Origin of the sequence: Pseudomonas sp. BT-42-2 (genome assembly GCF_025847435.2) — a bacterium.
Lineage (GTDB): Bacteria > Pseudomonadota > Gammaproteobacteria > Pseudomonadales > Pseudomonadaceae > Aquipseudomonas > Aquipseudomonas urmiensis.
Map to the genome: position 1 here is coordinate 98,902 of NZ_JAOYTM010000001.1, position 17,352 is coordinate 116,253.

The 17,352-nt window shown below is 63.2% G+C and carries 12 protein-coding genes; 10 read left to right on the plus strand and 2 right to left on the minus strand.

All coding sequences use genetic code 11. The annotated features are described in order from the left end of the window. The first annotated feature begins 70 nt into the window (after nucleotides 1-70). The 8 genes from OIU19_RS00480 (at nucleotide 71) to OIU19_RS00515 (ending at nucleotide 13,858) form a co-directional block, all read left to right on the plus strand. Complete coding sequence (locus OIU19_RS00480) at nucleotides 71-1,096, plus strand: Ldh family oxidoreductase (protein WP_186557078.1); 1,026 nt, start codon at nucleotides 71-73, stop codon at nucleotides 1,094-1,096. 176 nt (nucleotides 1,097-1,272) lie between these two features. Beyond that, the gene (locus tag OIU19_RS00485; RefSeq protein WP_264232574.1) at nucleotides 1,273-2,472 is read left to right on the plus strand and encodes an amino acid aminotransferase; all 1,200 of its coding nucleotides are present in this window, start codon (nucleotides 1,273-1,275) and stop codon (nucleotides 2,470-2,472) included. 252 nt (nucleotides 2,473-2,724) lie between these two features. Continuing rightward, nucleotides 2,725-4,014, plus strand: a complete 1,290-nt coding sequence (locus OIU19_RS00490; RefSeq protein WP_264232575.1) for a serine/threonine transporter — start codon at nucleotides 2,725-2,727, stop codon at nucleotides 4,012-4,014. A 132-nt stretch (nucleotides 4,015-4,146) separates the two neighbouring features. Next, on the plus strand, nucleotides 4,147-4,647 hold the full coding sequence (tpx, locus tag OIU19_RS00495) for a thiol peroxidase (protein ID WP_264232576.1): 501 nt from the start codon (nucleotides 4,147-4,149) through the stop codon (nucleotides 4,645-4,647). A 247-nt stretch (nucleotides 4,648-4,894) separates the two neighbouring features. Next, nucleotides 4,895-6,163, plus strand: coding sequence for an MdtA/MuxA family multidrug efflux RND transporter periplasmic adaptor subunit (locus OIU19_RS00500; protein WP_264232577.1), 1,269 nt, complete (start codon nucleotides 4,895-4,897; stop codon nucleotides 6,161-6,163). Continuing rightward, nucleotides 6,160-9,258 carry an MdtB/MuxB family multidrug efflux RND transporter permease subunit gene (locus OIU19_RS00505; protein WP_264232578.1) on the plus strand — a complete coding sequence of 1,033 codons (3,099 nt, stop codon included), beginning with the start codon at nucleotides 6,160-6,162 and terminating at the stop codon, nucleotides 9,256-9,258. Before OIU19_RS00500 ends, OIU19_RS00505 begins: the two co-directional genes overlap by 4 nt. Next, complete coding sequence (locus tag OIU19_RS00510; protein WP_186557088.1) at nucleotides 9,255-12,362, plus strand: efflux RND transporter permease subunit; 3,108 nt, start codon at nucleotides 9,255-9,257, stop codon at nucleotides 12,360-12,362. Before OIU19_RS00505 ends, OIU19_RS00510 begins: the two co-directional genes overlap by 4 nt. Further along, nucleotides 12,359-13,858, plus strand: a complete 1,500-nt coding sequence (locus OIU19_RS00515; RefSeq protein WP_264232579.1) for an efflux transporter outer membrane subunit — start codon at nucleotides 12,359-12,361, stop codon at nucleotides 13,856-13,858. The genes OIU19_RS00510 and OIU19_RS00515 overlap by 4 nt, the downstream gene beginning before the upstream one ends. Before the next feature lie 194 nt (nucleotides 13,859-14,052). On the opposite strand, the gene OIU19_RS00520 is transcribed toward OIU19_RS00515, so the two are convergent. Then, nucleotides 14,053-15,321 carry an ATP-binding protein gene (locus OIU19_RS00520; RefSeq protein ID WP_372353275.1) on the minus strand — a complete coding sequence of 423 codons (1,269 nt, stop codon included), beginning with the start codon at nucleotides 15,319-15,321 and terminating at the stop codon, nucleotides 14,053-14,055. A gap of 62 nt (nucleotides 15,322-15,383) precedes the next feature. Beyond that, a complete protein-coding gene (locus tag OIU19_RS00525; protein WP_264232581.1) occupies nucleotides 15,384-16,094 on the minus strand; it encodes a response regulator in 711 nt (236 codons plus the stop codon). Between the two features lie 165 nt (nucleotides 16,095-16,259). On the opposite strand from OIU19_RS00525, the gene OIU19_RS00530 reads away from it, so the two are divergent. Together OIU19_RS00530 and OIU19_RS00535 are read left to right on the plus strand one after the other, a co-directional pair. Further along, nucleotides 16,260-16,565, plus strand: coding sequence for a hypothetical protein (locus tag OIU19_RS00530; protein WP_186557094.1), 306 nt, complete (start codon nucleotides 16,260-16,262; stop codon nucleotides 16,563-16,565). Between the two features lie 28 nt (nucleotides 16,566-16,593). Next, nucleotides 16,594-17,262, plus strand: coding sequence for a DUF3313 domain-containing protein (locus OIU19_RS00535; RefSeq protein ID WP_264232582.1), 669 nt, complete (start codon nucleotides 16,594-16,596; stop codon nucleotides 17,260-17,262). Nucleotides 17,263-17,352 lie beyond the last annotated feature (90 nt).

The following is a 17,352-nucleotide window of genomic DNA, read 5'->3' on the forward strand; positions in this document are numbered from 1 at the left end:
CATGAAAGTTTTTGTCATTGCCAACGCTGTTGCCATTGCGATTCCAATAATTCCAAGAAAGGAGCTTCAGATGTCCGCACCCTCCACCAGCGCTGTCGTGCGCGTGCCGTTTGCCCAATTGCAGGCGTTGCTGCAAGCGATCCTCGAGCGCCATGGCTGCAGCCAGCAAGTCGCCAGTGCGCTGGCGTTCAACTGCGCCAGTGCCCAGCGTGACGGCGCCCATAGCCATGGCGTGTTCCGCATTCCCGGCTACGTCTCGACCCTGGCCAGTGGCTGGGTCAACGGCAAGGCCGTCGCGCAGGTCAGTGATGTGGCGTCGGGGTATGTCCGGGTCGATGCCGGCGGTGGCTTTGCCCAACCCGCGCTGGCTGCGGCGCGCGCGCTGCTGGTCGAGAAGGCGCGCAGCGCCGGGATTGCCGTGCTGGCGATTCACAACTCGCACCATTTCGCGGCCCTTTGGCCGGATGTCGAGCCGTTCGCCGATGAGGGCCTGGTGGCGCTCAGCGTGGTCAACAGCATGACCTGCGTGGTGCCCCATGGCGCCAGCAAACCGCTGTTCGGCACCAACCCGATTGCCTTCGCTGCACCGTGCGCCGGGACTGACCCGATCGTCTTCGACATGGCTACCAGCGCCATGGCCCATGGCGATGTGCAGATCGCGGCGCGCGCCGGTCAGCAACTGCCGCTGGGCATGGGGGTGGATGCCAATGGCCAGCCGACCACTGACCCCAAGGCGATTCTTGAAGGTGGCGCGCTATTGCCGTTTGGCGAGCACAAGGGCTCGGCGCTGTCGATGATGGTCGAGCTGCTGGCAGCGGCATTGACCGGCGGCAACTTCTCCTGGGAGTTCGATTGGAACGGTCATCCGGGGGCGAAGACGCCTTGGACTGGGCAGCTGATCATCGTCATTGACCCAAGTAAGGCCGAGGGTGATCGCTTTGCCCAGCGCAGCCGCGAGCTGGTTGCGCAGATGCAGGCGGTGGGGTTGACGCGCATGCCGGGTGAGCGGCGTTATCGCGAGCGCGAGGTGGCTGAGCGTGAAGGGGTGGCGTTGACCGAGCAGGAGTTGCACGAGCTTGAGGCAATGGCTGGCTGAACTGGCGCTATCGCGGGGCAAGCCCGCTCCTACTAGTAGTCGTGCAAGGGACACACCTGGCGGGTCGTGCAGCCTTGCACTGACTCTGTTGCACCAAGGTGATGTTCCTTGGGCGCAACTGCGGGTATCCTCGCTCAAGCATTTCCGAACTGTCCTGATTCAAGGAGCTGTGCGCTGTGTTCAAACATGTCGATGCCTATGCCGGCGATCCGATCCTCTCGTTGATGGAGACCTTCAAGGCCGACCCGCGTGCCGACAAGGTCAACCTGAGTATCGGCCTGTACTACGATGAGGCCGGCGTCGTGCCGCAGCTGGCGGCCGTGGCCGAGGTGGAAAAGCGCCTGGCCGGTCAGCCCCATGAAGCTTCGCTGTACCTGCCGATGGAAGGCCTGGCCAGCTACCGCCAAGCGATCCAGGCACTGCTGTTCGGTAGCGATCATCCGGCCGTCACTGGCGGGCGGGTGGCCACCGTGCAGACAGTCGGTGGTTCTGGTGCGCTGAAAGTCGGCGCCGACTTCCTCAAGCGCTACTTCCCGCAGTCCGAAGTCTGGGTGAGCAATCCGACCTGGGACAACCACCGGGCCATCTTCGAAGGTGCAGGTTTCAAGGTCAACACCTACCCGTACTTCGATGCGAGCACCCGTGGGGTGGACTTTGCCGGCATGCTGGCAACCCTGCAGACCTTGGCGCCAAACAGCGTGGTGCTGCTGCACCCGTGCTGCCACAACCCGACCGGTGTCGACCTGGACCAGAGCCAATGGCAGCAAGTGGTCGAAGTGGTCAAGGCGCGTGAGCTGATTCCGTTCCTCGATATCGCCTATCAAGGCTTTGGCGAAGGCCTGGTTGAAGACGCCTACGCCATTCGCGAAATGGCCCGTGCCGGTGTGCCGTGCCTGGTCAGCAACTCGTTCTCGAAAATCTTCTCGCTGTATGGCGAGCGGGTAGGGGGGCTGTCGGTGGTCTGTGATGACCAGGCGACCGCGCAGAGCGTGTTGGGTCAGCTCAAGGCCACTGTGCGCCGCAACTACTCCAGCCCACCGGCATTTGGTGCGCAGTTGGTAGCAGGCGTACTGGGCGATGCCGGGCTCAATGCCCAGTGGGCGGCGGAAGTCGAAGTGATGCGCAAGCGTATCCTGCAAATGCGCCAGGGCCTGGTCGATCTGCTCGGCGAGCTGTTGCCAGGTCAGGACTTCCAGTTCTTCCTCGAGCAGCGTGGCATGTTTAGCTACACCGGCTTCAACGTCGAGCAAGTGCGCCGTCTGCGCGACGAGTTCGGCGTTTACCTGATCGACAGCGGCCGGGTCTGCATGTCGGGGCTGCGCCCAGACAACCTGCGCCGTGTTGCCGAGGCGTTCGCCGCGGTTCAGCAAGGTTGATAGGATTGCGTTCTGGTCGGTAGCCGAGTGCTGTCGGCCAGATCGTTATCGCGGGGCAAGCCCGCTCCCACACCCATGACATTGCAGATCCCCGATTCGTACACGTAAAAGGTGCAACCGTCCCTCGGGCGGGGCTTCGCAAGTGCAACCTTTCAGTGCACAATCGCGCCCCTCTTTTCGGTTGAGGTGTGCGATCCCTCTGTTTCGCCACTCTCAGCCTGTTGCAGTCTTGCGAGTGGAGTTGCACCCGGAATGAATGAGCAGGCCCAAGGCGTTGAACAACGCTTCGAACAATCGTCCCCCGCCGTCCTCGACAGCTGGTCGCGTCAAGACACTACCTGGATGCTGGGCCTGTTTGGCACGGCTATCGGCGCCGGAACCCTGTTCCTGCCGATCAACGCAGGCCTGGGCGGCTTCTGGCCGCTACTGATCCTCGCTATCCTCGCATTCCCCATGACTTACTACGCTCACCGCGGCCTGACCCGCTTTGTCCTGTCCGGGCGCAGCGGCGACATCACCGAGGTGGTCGAAGAGCATTTCGGCATCAAGGCCGGTGCACTGATCACCATCCTGTACTTCTTTGCCATCTTCCCGATCCTGCTGATCTACAGCGTGGCGTTGACCAACACGGTCACCAGCTTCATGCAGCACCAACTGCACATGACCCCGCCACCGCGCGCGCTGCTGTCGTTCGTGTTGATCCTGGGCCTGCTGGCGATCGTGCGCTGCGGCGAGCAGGCCACGGTCAAGGTCATGAGCCTGCTGGTCTACCCGTTCATCGTTGCCCTGGCGCTGCTGGCGCTGTACCTGGTGCCGCACTGGAGTGGCGGCATCCTCGACACCGCCATGCAGGTGCCGTCTGGCTCGGCCTTCCTGCACACCGTGTGGCTGGCGATTCCGGTGATGGTGTTCTCCTTCAACCACTCGCCGATCATCTCGGCGTTCGCCGTCGACCAGAAACGTCGCTATGGCGAGCATGCCGATCAGCGCAGCGGGCAGATCCTGTCGCGTGCCCACCTGCTGATGGTGGCCATGGTGCTGTTCTTCGTGTTCAGCTGCGTACTGACCCTGGACAGCGCGCAACTGGCTGAAGCCAAGGCGCAGAACTTGTCGATCCTGTCGTACCTGGCCAACCATTTCAGCAATCCGACCATCGCCTTTGCCGCGCCATTGATTGCCTTCATTGCCATCGCCAAGTCGTTCCTGGGCCACTACATTGGCGCCAGCGAAGGCCTTAAAGGCATCATCAGCAAGGCCGGCCTGCGTCCAGGTGCCAAGGCCCTGGACCGCATGGTCGCCGCGCTGATGCTGGTGGTGTGCTGGATCGTCGCCACGCTCAACCCGAGCATCCTGGGCATGATCGAATCGCTCGGCGGGCCGATCATCGCCGTGCTGCTGTTCCTGATGCCGATGTACGCCATCCGCAAAGTGCCGTCGATGCGCAAGTACAGTGGCGCGATGTCCAATGTGTTCGTGGTGGTGGTGGGTCTGGTCGCCATTACCTCGGTGGTCTACTCGCTGGTAGACAGCTTGCTGGGCTGATCGCGTTATTGTTGTAAGAAATGTCCGGGTCGGCTGTCGCCACCCGGACATTTTTATGTGCGGCCATAGGCTTGGGCGCAGCTTCATGCTTAACTCAGTGTCCTTTCCAAACCCCGTATAAGGATTACGCTCATGGCTCAAGTGACCCTCAAAGGCAACCCAGTTCAGGTCAAAGGTGTCCTGCCGAAGGCCGGCGCCCAGGCTCCCGCCTTCTCGCTGGTTGGTGCAGACCTGTCTGACCAGTCGCTGAAGGACTTCGCCGGCAAGCGCAAGGTGCTGAACATCTTCCCAAGCGTCGATACCCCAACCTGCGCTACCTCGGTACGCAAGTTCAACGCCCAGGCCAATGACCTGGCCAACACCGTGGTGCTGTGCGTGTCGGCTGACCTGCCGTTCGCCCAAGCGCGTTTCTGCGGTGCCGAAGGCCTGGAAAACGTCAAGAACCTGTCGACCCTGCGTGGTCGGGAGTTCCTCGAGAACTACGGCGTGGCCATTGCTGACGGCCCGCTGGCTGGCCTGGCTGCCCGCGCGGTCGTAGTGCTGGACGAGAACGACAAAGTCCTGCATAGCGAGCTGGTTGGCGAGATCGCTGAAGAGCCGAACTACGAGGCAGCGCTGGCTGTCCTGAAGTAATCGCGGATCTGAAGGGCGACTTAGCCCCTGTATGAGCTGGCTTGCCTGCGATGGGCCGCACAGCGGCCCCAACAGCAACACCCTGAAACGGCCTGGAACGATTTCCAGGCCGTTTTCATTTAAAGTTCATCGTTTTAGCAACGTCAGCCAAAGGTAAATGCCTGGTAAAGCCGCTTTGCTAAACCGGTCTCAATGCTTATCGTTCACCCTCCCACGTCGCCGTTTCCGAACAAGGTTCGTTCAACCCATGCAAGCTTCCGTCTCCCGCTCCCCTCGTCGCTGGCTCATCGGCCTGCTGATCCTGCTACTGGTGGCCTTGCTGGCCTGGTGGCTGTGGCCCGCTGCGTCGACCTCCAAGGAACCGGCCGGGCGCATGGGGAAAAATGGCCGCCCAGGCTTTGGTGGCTCGACCGAGGCGGTGCCGGTGCGAGTCGAACCGGTGCAGGTCGGCGACTTCCCGCTGTATTACAAGGCGTTGGGCACGGTCACGGCGAACAACACGGTCAATGTGCGCAGCCGCGTTGCCGGTGAGCTGGTCAAGATCCACTTCAAGGAAGGTCAGCAGGTCAAGGCTGGCGACCTGCTCGCCGAGATCGATCCGCGCAGCTACCGCATCGCCTTGCAGCAGGCCGAAGGCACGCTGGCGCAAAACCAGGCGCAGTTGAAGAACGCCCAGGTCGACGTGGCGCGCTATAAAGGCCTGTACGCTGAAGACAGCATCGCCAAGCAAACCCTGGACACCGCCGAAGCACAGGTGGCGCAGTTCCAGGGCTTGGTCAAGACCAACCAGGCAGCGGTAAGCGATGCCCGACTGAACCTCGAATTCACCCAGATCCGCGCACCGATCAACGGGCGCCTGGGCCTGCGTCAGCTCGACCTGGGCAACCTGGTTGCTGCCAATGACACCACTGCACTGGTGGTCATCACCCAGACCGAGCCGATCAGCGTCGCCTTCACTCTGCCGGAAACCGAGCTGAGCACCGTGCTCGAGCGCTACCGCAGCGGCGCGGCGTTACCCGTCGAGGCCTGGGACCGTGGCGACAGCAAATTGCAGGCCACCGGTGTGCTCGGCAGCCTGGATAACCAGATCGACACCACCACCGGCACCCTCAAGTTCAAGGGCCGCTTCGAAAACAAGGACCAGGCCCTGTTCCCCAATCAGTTCGTCAACGTGCGCCTGCTTGCCGATACCCTCAAACAGGTGGTCTTGGCGCCGGCCGCGGCGATCCAGTTCGGTAATGAAGGCACCTTCGCCTACGTGGTCAACGAACAGAACACGGTCAATGTGCGCAAGCTCAAGGTCGGTGCCAGCGATGGCGAACGCAGTGTAATCCTCGAAGGCCTGGCTGCCGGTGATCGATTGGTGCTGGAAGGCACCGACCGCCTGCGCGAAGGCAGCAAGGTCGAAGTGGTCGAAGACAGCTCGCAAGTGCCGACCACCCCCGGTCAGCATTTGCAAGGCCAGGACGCCAATGGCGCGATCGAGGCCGGTAAGTCGGACAAGGCGGGCGCATGAACCTCTCGCGCCTGTTCATCCTGCGGCCGGTCGCCACCACGCTGAGCATGCTGGCCATCGTCCTGGCCGGCCTGATCGCCTACAAGCTGCTGCCAGTCGCGGCCTTGCCCCAGGTCGACTACCCGACTATACGGGTCATGACCCTGTATCCCGGTGCCAGTCCGCAGGTGATGACCAGTGCGGTTACCGCGCCCCTCGAGCGCCAGTTCGGCCAGATGCCAGGCCTGACCCAGATGGCTTCGACCAGCTCCGGCGGCGCCTCGGTGCTGACCCTGCGCTTTAGCCTGGACATGAACATGGACGTCGCCGAGCAGCAGGTGCAGGCAGCGATCAACGCCGCCAGCAACCTATTGCCCAGCGACCTGCCGGCCCCCCCGGTGTACAACAAGGTCAACCCGGCCGATACCCCGGTGCTGACCCTGGCCATCTCGTCCAAGACCATGCCGTTGCCCAAGCTCAACGACCTGGTCGATACCCGGGTAGCGCAAAAGCTCGCCCAGATCAGCGGCGTGGGCATGGTCAGCATCGCTGGCGGCCAGCGCCAGGCAGTGCGGATCAAGGTCAACGTCGACGCCCTGGCTGCCAATGGCTTGAACCTGGATGACGTGCGCACCTTGATCGGCGCCTCCAACGTCAACCAGCCCAAGGGCAACTTCGACGGCCCGACCCGGGTGTCGATGCTCGATGCCAACGACCAGCTGCGCTCGCCCGAGGAATACGCCAACCTCATCCTCGCCTACACCAATGGCGCGCCGCTGCGGCTGAAGGACGTCGCCGAAATCGTCGATGGTGCCGAAAACGAGCGCCTGGCGGCCTGGGCCAACGAGAGCCAGGCGGTGCTGCTCAATATCCAGCGCCAGCCGGGGGCCAACGTCATTGAAGTGGTCGACCGGATCAAGGATCTGCTGCCATCGATCACCGACAACCTACCGGCCGGCCTCGATGTGATGGTACTCACCGACCGCACCCAGACCATCCGCGCCGCCGTTACCGACGTGCAGCACGAGCTGCTGATCGCCATCGTCCTGGTGGTGATGGTGACCTTCGTGTTCCTGCGCCGCTTCAGTGCGACCATCATTCCCTCGATTGCCGTGCCGCTGTCGTTGATCGGCACCTTCGGTGTGATGTACCTGGCGGGCTTTTCCATCAACAACCTGACCCTGATGGCTCTGACCATCGCCACCGGCTTCGTGGTGGACGATGCCATCGTCATGCTGGAGAACATCTCCCGGCACATCGAGGAGGGCGAGACGCCGATGCAGGCGGCGCTCATGGGCGCGCGGCAGATTGGCTTTACCCTGATCTCGCTGACCTTCTCGCTGATTGCCGTACTGATCCCGCTGCTGTTCATGGCCGACGTGGTCGGCCGGCTGTTCCGTGAGTTCGCCATCACCTTGGCCGTGGCCATCCTGATTTCCCTGGTGGTGTCGCTGACTTTGACCCCGATGATGTGCGCGCGCTTGCTCAAGCGCGAGCCCAAGGAGGAAGAGCAGAGCCGCTTCTACCGTGCCAGCGGCGCGTGGATCGACTGGCTGATCGAGCACTATGGGCGGGGCCTGCAGTGGGTCCTCAAGCACCAGCCGCTTACGTTGCTGGTGGCGGTTGGCAGCCTGGTGTTGACCGTGTTCCTCTACATGATCGTGCCCAAGGGCTTCTTCCCGGTGCAGGACACCGGGGTGATCCAGGGCATCTCCGAAGCGCCGCAATCGACCTCATTCACCGCCATGAGCGAGCGCCAGCAGGCGCTGAGCAAGGTCATTCTGCAAGACCCTTCGGTGCAGAGCCTGTCCTCGTATATCGGCGTCGATGGTGACAACGCCACGCTCAACAGTGGCCGCCTGCTGATCAACCTCAAGCCCCATGGCGAGCGCGACGTCACTGCCAGCCAGGTGATCGATCGACTGCAACCGCAGGTCGACAAGCTGGTGGGTATTCGCTTGTTCATGCAGCCAGTGCAGGACTTGAGCATCGAAGATCGGGTCAGTCGCACCCAGTACCAGTTCAGCCTGTCCTCCCCAGACGCCGACATGCTCGCGCAGTGGAGCGGCAAGCTGGTCCAGGCCCTGCAGCAGCGCGCCGAGCTGCGCGATGTCGCCAGCGACCTGCAAGACAAGGGCCTACAGGTCTACCTGGTGATCGACCGTGACATGGCCAGCCGCCTGGGCATCAACGTGGCGCAGATCACCAATGCCCTGTACGACGCCTTCGGCCAACGCCAGATTTCCACCATCTATACCCAGGCTAGCCAGTACCGCGTGGTGCTGCAGTCGCAGGCTGCGGCGAGCATCGGCCCAGCGGCGCTGGAGTCGATCCACGTCAAGGCCAGCGACGGTGGCCAGGTGCGCCTCTCGGCCCTGGCGCGTATCGAGCAGCGCCAGGCGCAGCTGGCGATCTCGCACATCGGCCAGTTCCCGGCGGTGATGATGTCGTTCAACCTGGCGCCAGGCGTGGCCTTGGGCGAGGCAGTCCAGGCCATCGAGCAGGTGCAGCAGGACATCGGCATGCCCATTGGCGTACAGACCCGTTTCCAAGGCGCCGCCGAAGCCTTCCAGGCTTCGTTGTCGAGCACCTTGCTGCTGATCCTGGCGGCGGTGGTGACCATGTACATCGTGCTTGGCGTGCTGTACGAGAGCTACATCCATCCGGTAACCATCCTCTCGACCCTGCCGTCGGCAGCGGTCGGCGCCTTGCTGGCGTTGATCCTCAGCGGTAATGACCTGGGCATGATCGCGATCATCGGCATCATCCTGCTGATCGGTATCGTCAAGAAGAACGCCATCATGATGATCGACTTCGCCTTGGAGGCCGAACGCAATCAGGGCATGGCGCCGCAGGAGGCGATCTACCAGGCAGCACTGCTGCGCTTCCGGCCGATCCTGATGACCACCCTGGCCGCGTTGTTCGGCGCGGTGCCGCTGATGCTCGCCACCGGCTCCGGTGCCGAGCTGCGTCAGCCGCTGGGCCTGGTGATGGTCGGCGGGCTGCTGGTCAGCCAGGTGCTGACGCTATTCACCACGCCGGTCATCTACCTGTACTTCGACCGCCTGGCCCGCCGCTGGCGTCCGGCTGCTGACGCCAAGCAGGCCAAGGCATGAATCTCTCCGGCCCGTTCATCCGCCGGCCAGTGGCGACCATGCTGCTGAGCCTGGCGATCATGCTGCTCGGTGGGGTCAGTTTCGGCTTGCTACCGGTGGCGCCGCTGCCGCAGATGGACTTCCCGGTGATCGTGGTGTCGGCCAACTTGTCGGGCGCAAGCCCCGAGGTCATGGCTTCCACCGTAGCCACGCCACTGGAGCGCAAGCTCGGTGCCATCGCCGGGGTCACCACCCTGACCAGTAGCTCCAACCAGGGCTCGACCCGGGTGATCATCGGTTTCGAGCAAGGCCGCGATATCGATGGCGCGGCACGCGAGGTGCAGGCGGCAATCAATGCGACTCGCAACTTGCTGCCCAGCGGCATGCGCAGCATGCCTACCTACAAGAAGATCAACCCATCGCAGGCGCCGATCATGGTCCTGTCGTTGACCTCCGACGTTTTGCAGAAGGGTCAGCTGTATGACCTGGCCGACACCATCCTGTCGCAAAGCCTGGCCCAGGTCAGCGGGGTAGGGGAAGTGCAGATCGGCGGCAGCTCGCTGCCAGCGGTGCGCATCTCGCTGGAGCCACAGCTACTCAACCAATACGCGCTGTCGCTGGATGAAGTGCGCACGGCGGTGGCCAACGCCAACCAGCGCCGGCCGATGGGCTTTGTCGAAGACGCCGAACGCAATTGGCAGGTGCGCGCCAACGACCAGTTGGAGAAAGCCAAGGACTACGCGCCACTGGTGATTCGCCAGAGCGATGGCTCGATCCTGCGCCTGTCTGATGTGGCGACGATCACCGACAGCGTCGAGAACCGTTACAACAGCGGCTTCTTCAACGACCAGAGCGCGGTGTTGCTGGTGATCAACCGACAGAACAACGCCAACATCATCGAAACCGTCGAGCAGATCAAGGCGCAGCTGCCGGCCCTGGAATCGCTGCTGCCAGCCAGCGTCAAGCTGAACATCGCCATGGACCGCTCGCCGGTGATCAAGGCGACCCTCAAGGAAGCCGAGCACACCTTGTTGATCGCGGTGGTGCTGGTGATCCTGGTGGTGTACCTGTTCCTCGGCAACCTGCGCGCCTCGCTGATCCCAAGCCTAGCGGTGCCGGTGTCGTTGGTCGGCACGTTCGCGGTCATGTACCTGTGCGGGTTTTCCCTGAACAACCTGTCGCTGATGGCGCTGATTCTGGCCACCGGCCTGGTGGTGGACGATGCCATCGTGGTGCTGGAGAACATCTCCCGGCATATCGAGAACGGCGAGCCACCGATGCGCGCGGCGTTCCTCGGCGCCAAGGAAGTGGGCTTCACCCTGCTGTCGATGAACGTCTCGCTGGTTGCGGTGTTCGTCTCGATCCTGTTCATGGGCGGGATCGTGCGTAGCCTGTTCCAGGAGTTTTCCATCACCCTGGCCGCAGCGATCATCGTCTCGCTGGTGGTATCGCTGACCCTCACGCCGATGCTCTGCGCGCGCTGGTTGCGCCCGCACCAGCAGGAGCAGAACCGCTTGCAACGCTGGAGCGACAAGGTTCACCAGCGCATGGTCGCCGGTTACGACCGCAGCCTGGGTTGGGTCTTGCGTCATCGCCGCCTGACCCTGCTCAGCTTGCTGGTGACCATCGGGGTCAACGTCGCCCTGTACGTGGTGGTGCCCAAGACCCTGATGCCGCAGCAAGACACCGGTCAGCTGATGGGCTTCATCCGCGGCGACGACGGGTTGTCGTTCACCGTGATGCAGCCGAAGATGGAGGTCTACCGCCGCGCGCTGCTCGCAGACCCGGCCGTGCAGAGCGTGGCCGGCTTCATTGGTGGCAATAGCGGTACCAACAACGCCATGGTTCTGGTCCGCCTCAAGCCGATTGCCGAGCGCAAGCTCAACGCCCAGCAGGTGATCGAACGCCTGCGCAAGGAAATGCCCAAGGTGCCAGGCGGGCGGCTTTACCTGATGGCCGACCAGGACCTGCAATTGGGCGGCGGCGGGCGCGACCAGACCACCTCGCAGTACCTGTATACCCTGCAAAGTGGTGACCTGGCGGCATTGCGCGAGTGGTTCCCGAAAGTCACCGCGGCCTTGCGCGCACTGCCTGAGTTGACCGCCATCGACGCCCGTGATGGCGCCGGCACCCAGCAAGTGACCCTGGTCGTCGACCGCGATCAGGCCAAGCGCCTGGGCATCGACATGGAAATGGTCACCAGCGTGCTCAACAACGCCTACAGCCAGCGGCAGATCTCGACCATCTACGACAGCCTCAACCAGTACCAGGTCGTGCTGGAGATCAACCCCAAGTATGCCTGGGACCCGAGCACCCTGGAGCAAGTCCAGGTAATCACTGCGGACGGCGCACGTGTACCGCTGTCGGCCTTCGCCCGCTACGAGAACAGTCTGGCCAATGACCGTGTCAGCCACGAGGGCCAGTTCGCCGCCGAAGATATCGCCTTCGACGTTGCCGAAGGCTACAGCCCCGACCAGGCGATGGCCGCGGTGGAGAGGGCAGTGGCCAAGCTCGGCCTGCCCGAGGAAGTGATCGCCAAGCTCGGTGGCACCGCCGATGCCTTTACCAAGACCCAGGAAGGCCAGCCACTGATGATCCTTGGCGCGCTGGTGCTGGTTTACCTGGTGCTGGGCATTCTCTACGAGAGCTACATCCACCCGCTGACCATTCTCTCGACCTTGCCCTCGGCCGGCGTCGGCGCGTTGTTGGCGTTGTACGTCACCGGTGGCGAGTTCAGCCTGATCTCGCTGCTTGGCCTGTTCCTGTTGATCGGTGTGGTGAAAAAGAACGCCATCCTGATGATCGATCTGGCCCTGCAACTGGAGCGTCAGCAAGGCATGAGCCCGGAGGAGTCGATTCGCCGCGCGTGCCTGCTGCGTCTGCGGCCGATCCTGATGACCACCATCGCCGCCATTCTCGGCGCGCTGCCGTTGATGCTCAGCAGCGCCGAAGGTGCCGAGATGCGCCAGCCATTGGGCCTGACCATCATTGGCGGTCTGGTGTTTAGCCAGGTCCTGACCCTATACACAACGCCGGTGGTCTACCTCTACCTCGACCGCCTGCGTCACCGATTCAACCGTTGGCGCGGCGTGCGCACCGACGCCGCTCTGGATACCCCGCTATGAACTTTGCCCAGACCCCACTTCACCGTGCCCTGCAGCAGCTGGGCCGTGGCCGCGGCTCGCGACTGCTCGGCGCCAGCCTGTGCGCACTGATGCTCAGTGCCTGCACCTTGAGCCCCGACTACCAGCGGCCGGAGCTGGCCACGCCTGCGCAATTCGAGCAGGCCGAAGGCTGGACCCAGGCCAATCCCTCCGACGCTATTGCCCGTGGCGCCTGGTGGGAGCTGTATGGCGATGCCGGGCTCAATGCCCTGGTCGAAGAACTCAACCGCAGCAACCAGACCGTTGCCCAGTACGAGGCCCAATACCGCCAGGCGACGGCACTGATTCGCAGCAGCCGCGCTTCGCTGTTCCCCAGCCTCGACCTGTCGGCCGGCAAGACCCGTTCGGCGCAAGGTACTGGCAGTAGCAGCTCAAGCCTGTCGAACAACAGCAGCGGCATCCGCAATACCTACAACGCCCAGCTCGGCGTCAGTTGGGAGATCGACCTGTGGGGTAAGCTGCGCGAGACGCTCAATGCCAACGAAGCCAGCGCGCAAGCCAGCTTTGCCGACTTGGCGGCGATTCGCCTTAGCTTGCAGTCGGAACTGGTGCAGAACTACCTGCAACTGCGCGTCATCGATGAGCAGAAGCGCTTGTTGGAGGCCACCGTGGCTGCCTATGAGCGTTCGCTGAAGATGACCGAGAACCAGTACCGCGCCGGTGTTTCCGGCCCGGATGCGGTGGCCCAGGCGCGCACCCAGCTCAAAAGCACCCAGGCCGACCTGATCGACCTGATCTGGCAGCGCGCGCAGTACGAGAACGCCATTGCCGTGCTGATGGGCAAGGCCCCGGCCAATTTCGCCCTGGCTGACAGCAAGTCGATACCGGCCTTGCCGCAGATTCCCGTTTCGTTGCCCTCGCAGCTCTTGGAACGGCGCCCCGATATCGCCTCGGCGGAGCGCAACGTAATGGCGGCCAACGCCAATATCGGCGTGGCGCGTGCGGCGTACTTCCCAGACTTGAGCCTGAGCATGAGTGGCGGCTATTCGAGCAGCAGCTTCAGCAACTGGATCGAGCTGCCCAACCGCTATTGGTCGGTGGGGCCATCGCTGGCCATGACCTTGTTCGATGCCGGTAAGCGCAGCGCCGAGGTCGATCGCACCGTTGCGGTGTATGACCAGACCGTGGCGCAGTATCGCCAGACCGTGCTCGACGGCTTCAAGGAAGTCGAGAACTACCTGGTCCAGCTCAAGGTCTACGGCGACGAGGCGGTGGTGCGCCAGGAGGCGCTGGACGCTGCCCGTGAGTCGCTGCGCCTGACCGAGAACCAGTATCGCGCTGGGTTGATTGGCTATCTGGATGTGGTCAATGTGCAGACCACTGCCCTGAGTAACGAGCGCAGTGTACTGACCCTGTTGCAAGGGCGGCTGGTGGCCAGTGTGCAGTTGATTGCTGCGCTGGGTGGTGGCTGGGATGCCGAGCAGGCGTTTGCCGAGGCTGAGCGCGCCCAGGACTGAGAGGTAGCGGTTGCTGGCCCTATCGCGGGGCAAGCCCGCTCCTACGAGGGCATCGCCGGCGCTATCGCGTAGCAAGCCCGTTCCTACGGGGGCATCGCCGGCGCTATCGCGGGCCCGTACCTGCAGAGGCACCCGCCGGCCTGTAGGAGCGGGCTTGCCCGCGATAGGGCCGGTACAGCCCCTGCAGATTTGCTTCAGCTACGTCCCGGCAGCTCAACCTGCGCAATCAGCCCTGAGCCACTGCCATTGCGCAGGGTGAGCTCGCCGCCTTGCTCACGCACGATCGCCCGCGCTGCCGACAGGCCCAGGCCAACCCCGCCGGTGTCGCGGTTGCGCGAGCTTTCAAGACGAAAGAATGGGTCGAACACGCGCTGCAGGGCGGGTTCGGGAATCCCGGGCCCTTGGTCGCTAACCTCGATGCGCACAGCTTGCTGGTCACTGCTCAGATCAATGCGCGGCTGTCGGCCATACTTCACTGCATTGTCCAGCAGGTTGACCACCACGCGCTTGATGCTCAGCGGCCGGCCGTCATACACCAGGTGCGCGGGGCCGGCGAAGTCGACGGCAATGCCTTGGTCGCGGTAGTCGTCGATGATGGTTTGCAGCAGCTCCGACAGATCGAACGCGGTGCTTTGCTCCAGCGCCGTGTCTTCGCGGAAAAACGCCAGGGCGGCGTTGATCATCGACTGCATTTCTTCGACATCGCGAATCAGTTTGCGCTGGTGGTCGAGGTCTTCCATGAACTCACTGCGCAAGCGCATCCGCGTCAACGGCGCACGCAGGTCGTGGGAGATGGCTGCGAGCATGTGGGTGCGCTCAGCGATGAAATGCTGAATCTGCGCTTGCATGGTATTGAAGGCGATGATCGCCTGGCGGATTTCGTGGGGACCTTCAAGCTTGATCGGTGGCGCGCTTAGATCACCTCCAAAGCGCCGGGCCGCACCGGCAAAGCGTTGCAGGGGCTTGGCCAGTTGGTGGGTGGCGATCCAGGCGACCAGCAAGGTGGCGATCAGCCCCAGGGCGATGATCACGCCAATGCGGGCCGGCAAGTTCAGACCCCAGCTGCGCTCGGGTGGCACGAAGGACAGCCAGCTGCCATCGCCGAACTCGATCAGCACCGCATACCGCGCCTGGGCGCTGCCGCTGGGCCAGTCACTGGGCCGGTAGACTTCGATTTCCCGCTGATTGCCGAGCAATTGGCGCAGCACGGGCACTTTGCCGGGGTCGACCTGCGCGCCACCCGGGGGCAGATCGAATGCGCGGCGCTCGGCTTGCCATTGCACCTGCAGCATGGGGCTGCTGGCGGCATTGGCCAATTGCGGGCGCAGGGGCGCTGGGGCGGCTTCGATCACTCGCGCGGTGGCGGCAATCTGGTCCAGCAGGCCAGTGCGGTCGATCGGCGGCCGCGCCCAGATGCCTGCCACCTGCACGAATAGGGCATTGAGGGCCAACGAGATCAGCATCGCCACCAGGATGGTCAGGGCGATGCGCCGGTTGAGGGTATCGCGGCGCCAGCGCGGTGTTGTCACGAGCGGCTGACCTTGGCGGTGAACATGTAGCCGCCATTGCGCACGGTGCGGATCAGGTCCGGGCGCTTGCTGTCGGGCTCGATCTTGCGCCGCAGGCGGCTGACTTGCACGTCGATGCTGCGGTCATAAGCGTCGTGGCCTTGGCCGTGGGTGAGATCGATCAGTTGCTCGCGGGTGAGGATGCGCTGTGGATGCTCGAGAAACACCAGCAACAGATCGAACTCACCGCCAGACAGTGGAATCATCACGTTTTCAGGCGAGCGCAGCTCGCGCGCGGTGATGTCCAGGTGCCAACCGGCAAAGCCGATTATCGGCCGTGACGGTTCGCTGACGGGCACTTGCCGTTCGCCTACCCGGCGCTGCAAGGCGCGCAACCGCGCCAGCAGCTCACGCGGGGCGAACGGCTTGGTCAGGTAGTCGTCGGCGCCCAGTTCCAGGCCGACGATGCGGTCGCTCAGTTCGGCCATGGCAGTGAGCATGATGATCGGGATGCCGGTTTGCGCGCGGACTTTCTGGCACAGGCTCAGGCCGCCTTCACCAGGCAGCATCAGGTCGAGAATGATGGTGTCCGGGCGCTGCTGGGCGATCGCCGCCCACATCGCCTCGCCGTGCGGGGCGACATCCACCTCATAGGCATGCTGAAGGAAGAACTTCTTCAGCAACGACAAGATTTCCATATCGTCGTCGACGATCAGCAGTCTGCTCACGTTCACTCAGATCCACAGGCGAAAAAGGGCAACTGTAAAACCATTGCCCAGGTTGGGTCATATATTTCAATCGAGCAACAAAGCGTCAGCGCAGCCATCAAGCGGACATTCTCCAGCAAAACCCGCCGGGCACTCTGCCGGCTTTCCAAGCCAAAGGGGGCGTCCATGAAGGTTTTGCACAGCAAGTATCCCGCACACGACATCGCCCGCTCGTTGATCCTGATGCAGCGCACCACCACCACCGGGCGCGACGAGCCGATCATTTTCCAGCAGTCCTGCCTGGGGCTGGCCCAGGATCAGCACCAGGTAGTGCTGCGCCGCTACGTCGAGCACTACAGCCCGGACAGCGGTCACTGGGTCGAGTACGCCCACGCCGTGCCCACCGCCGAGCTGATCGCCTGGATCATGGCCCATGGGCAACTGCGCATCGCCTGCTCCGAAGGCGCTGAAGGTAGCCAAGTCCATGTATGACCACGTTGCTGTTAAAGGGATTGCCGTGATGAGAAGCAACCGTTCGCTGTCGCTGCTGTTTGCCGCCGTGTTGACCCTGTCGGCCTGTAGCAGCAAAAAGGCGCCCAGTGAGATGCACGCCGGGTTTCTCCAGGACTATAGCCTGCTCAGCCAGCGTCAAGCGCCCTCGGGCCAGACGGTGCTGAGCTGGGTCAGCCCTGGCGTGAGTCGGGGGCAGTACACCCAGGTGTACTTTGCCCCCAGCGTGTTCTACCCGCGGTTCGAGCCGACCGAGCGGATTGCTGGGACTACCTTGACTAACGTGCTCGGCTATTACGATGCGTCGCTCAAGCACGAGCTGGGCAAAGTCTTGACCGTGGTCGACAAGCCAGGCCCGCATACCTTGGTGGTCAGGCCTGCAATTACCCGGGTTGCGGCCAGTACCCAGGGCTTGCGCTTTTATGAGTGGCTGCCGATTACCTTGGTCGCGGCCGGGGTGAGCACTGCCACCGGGATACGTGATCAGGACAGCGAGATCAGCACTGAGCTTTCATTCGAGGATGGCGCGACGGGGGCGGTGGTGGCCGAGGTGATGAGGATGGGCACCGGGGTGCCGCTGGAGAATGACCGGCAGGTGATGACGGCGGATAACGTCAAGGCTGTGCTCGATGGCTGGGCGTGTGATTTGCGTGAGGCGTATGCGGCTGTCTATAGGTAGTTGGCGGCCGAGTTCAGGGGCGCGCAGCGGCCCCGCTAACACAGGATTGGATCCGTTCTCATTCGCGAAAACCCGTGCGTTTCGCTAAAG

What these genes read in the sequence shown, in the direction of transcription:
- tpx (WP_264232576.1), top strand. Translation starts at nt 4,147, where the DNA reads ATGGCTCAAGTGACCCTCAAAGGCAACCCAGTTCAGGTCAAAGGTGTC.
- OIU19_RS00505 (WP_264232578.1), top strand. Translation starts at nt 6,160, where the DNA reads ATGAACCTCTCGCGCCTGTTCATCCTGCGGCCGGTCGCCACCACGCTG.
- OIU19_RS00510 (WP_186557088.1), top strand. Translation starts at nt 9,255, where the DNA reads ATGAATCTCTCCGGCCCGTTCATCCGCCGGCCAGTGGCGACCATGCTG.
- OIU19_RS00500 (WP_264232577.1), top strand. Translation starts at nt 4,895, where the DNA reads ATGCAAGCTTCCGTCTCCCGCTCCCCTCGTCGCTGGCTCATCGGCCTG.
- OIU19_RS00480 (WP_186557078.1), top strand. Translation starts at nt 71, where the DNA reads ATGTCCGCACCCTCCACCAGCGCTGTCGTGCGCGTGCCGTTTGCCCAA.
- OIU19_RS00530 (WP_186557094.1), top strand. Translation starts at nt 16,260, where the DNA reads ATGAAGGTTTTGCACAGCAAGTATCCCGCACACGACATCGCCCGCTCG.
- OIU19_RS00490 (WP_264232575.1), top strand. Translation starts at nt 2,725, where the DNA reads ATGAATGAGCAGGCCCAAGGCGTTGAACAACGCTTCGAACAATCGTCC.
- OIU19_RS00520 (WP_372353275.1), bottom strand. Translation starts at nt 15,321, where the DNA reads ATGCTGATCTCGTTGGCCCTCAATGCCCTATTCGTGCAGGTGGCAGGC.
- OIU19_RS00515 (WP_264232579.1), top strand. Translation starts at nt 12,359, where the DNA reads ATGAACTTTGCCCAGACCCCACTTCACCGTGCCCTGCAGCAGCTGGGC.
- OIU19_RS00535 (WP_264232582.1), top strand. Translation starts at nt 16,594, where the DNA reads ATGAGAAGCAACCGTTCGCTGTCGCTGCTGTTTGCCGCCGTGTTGACC.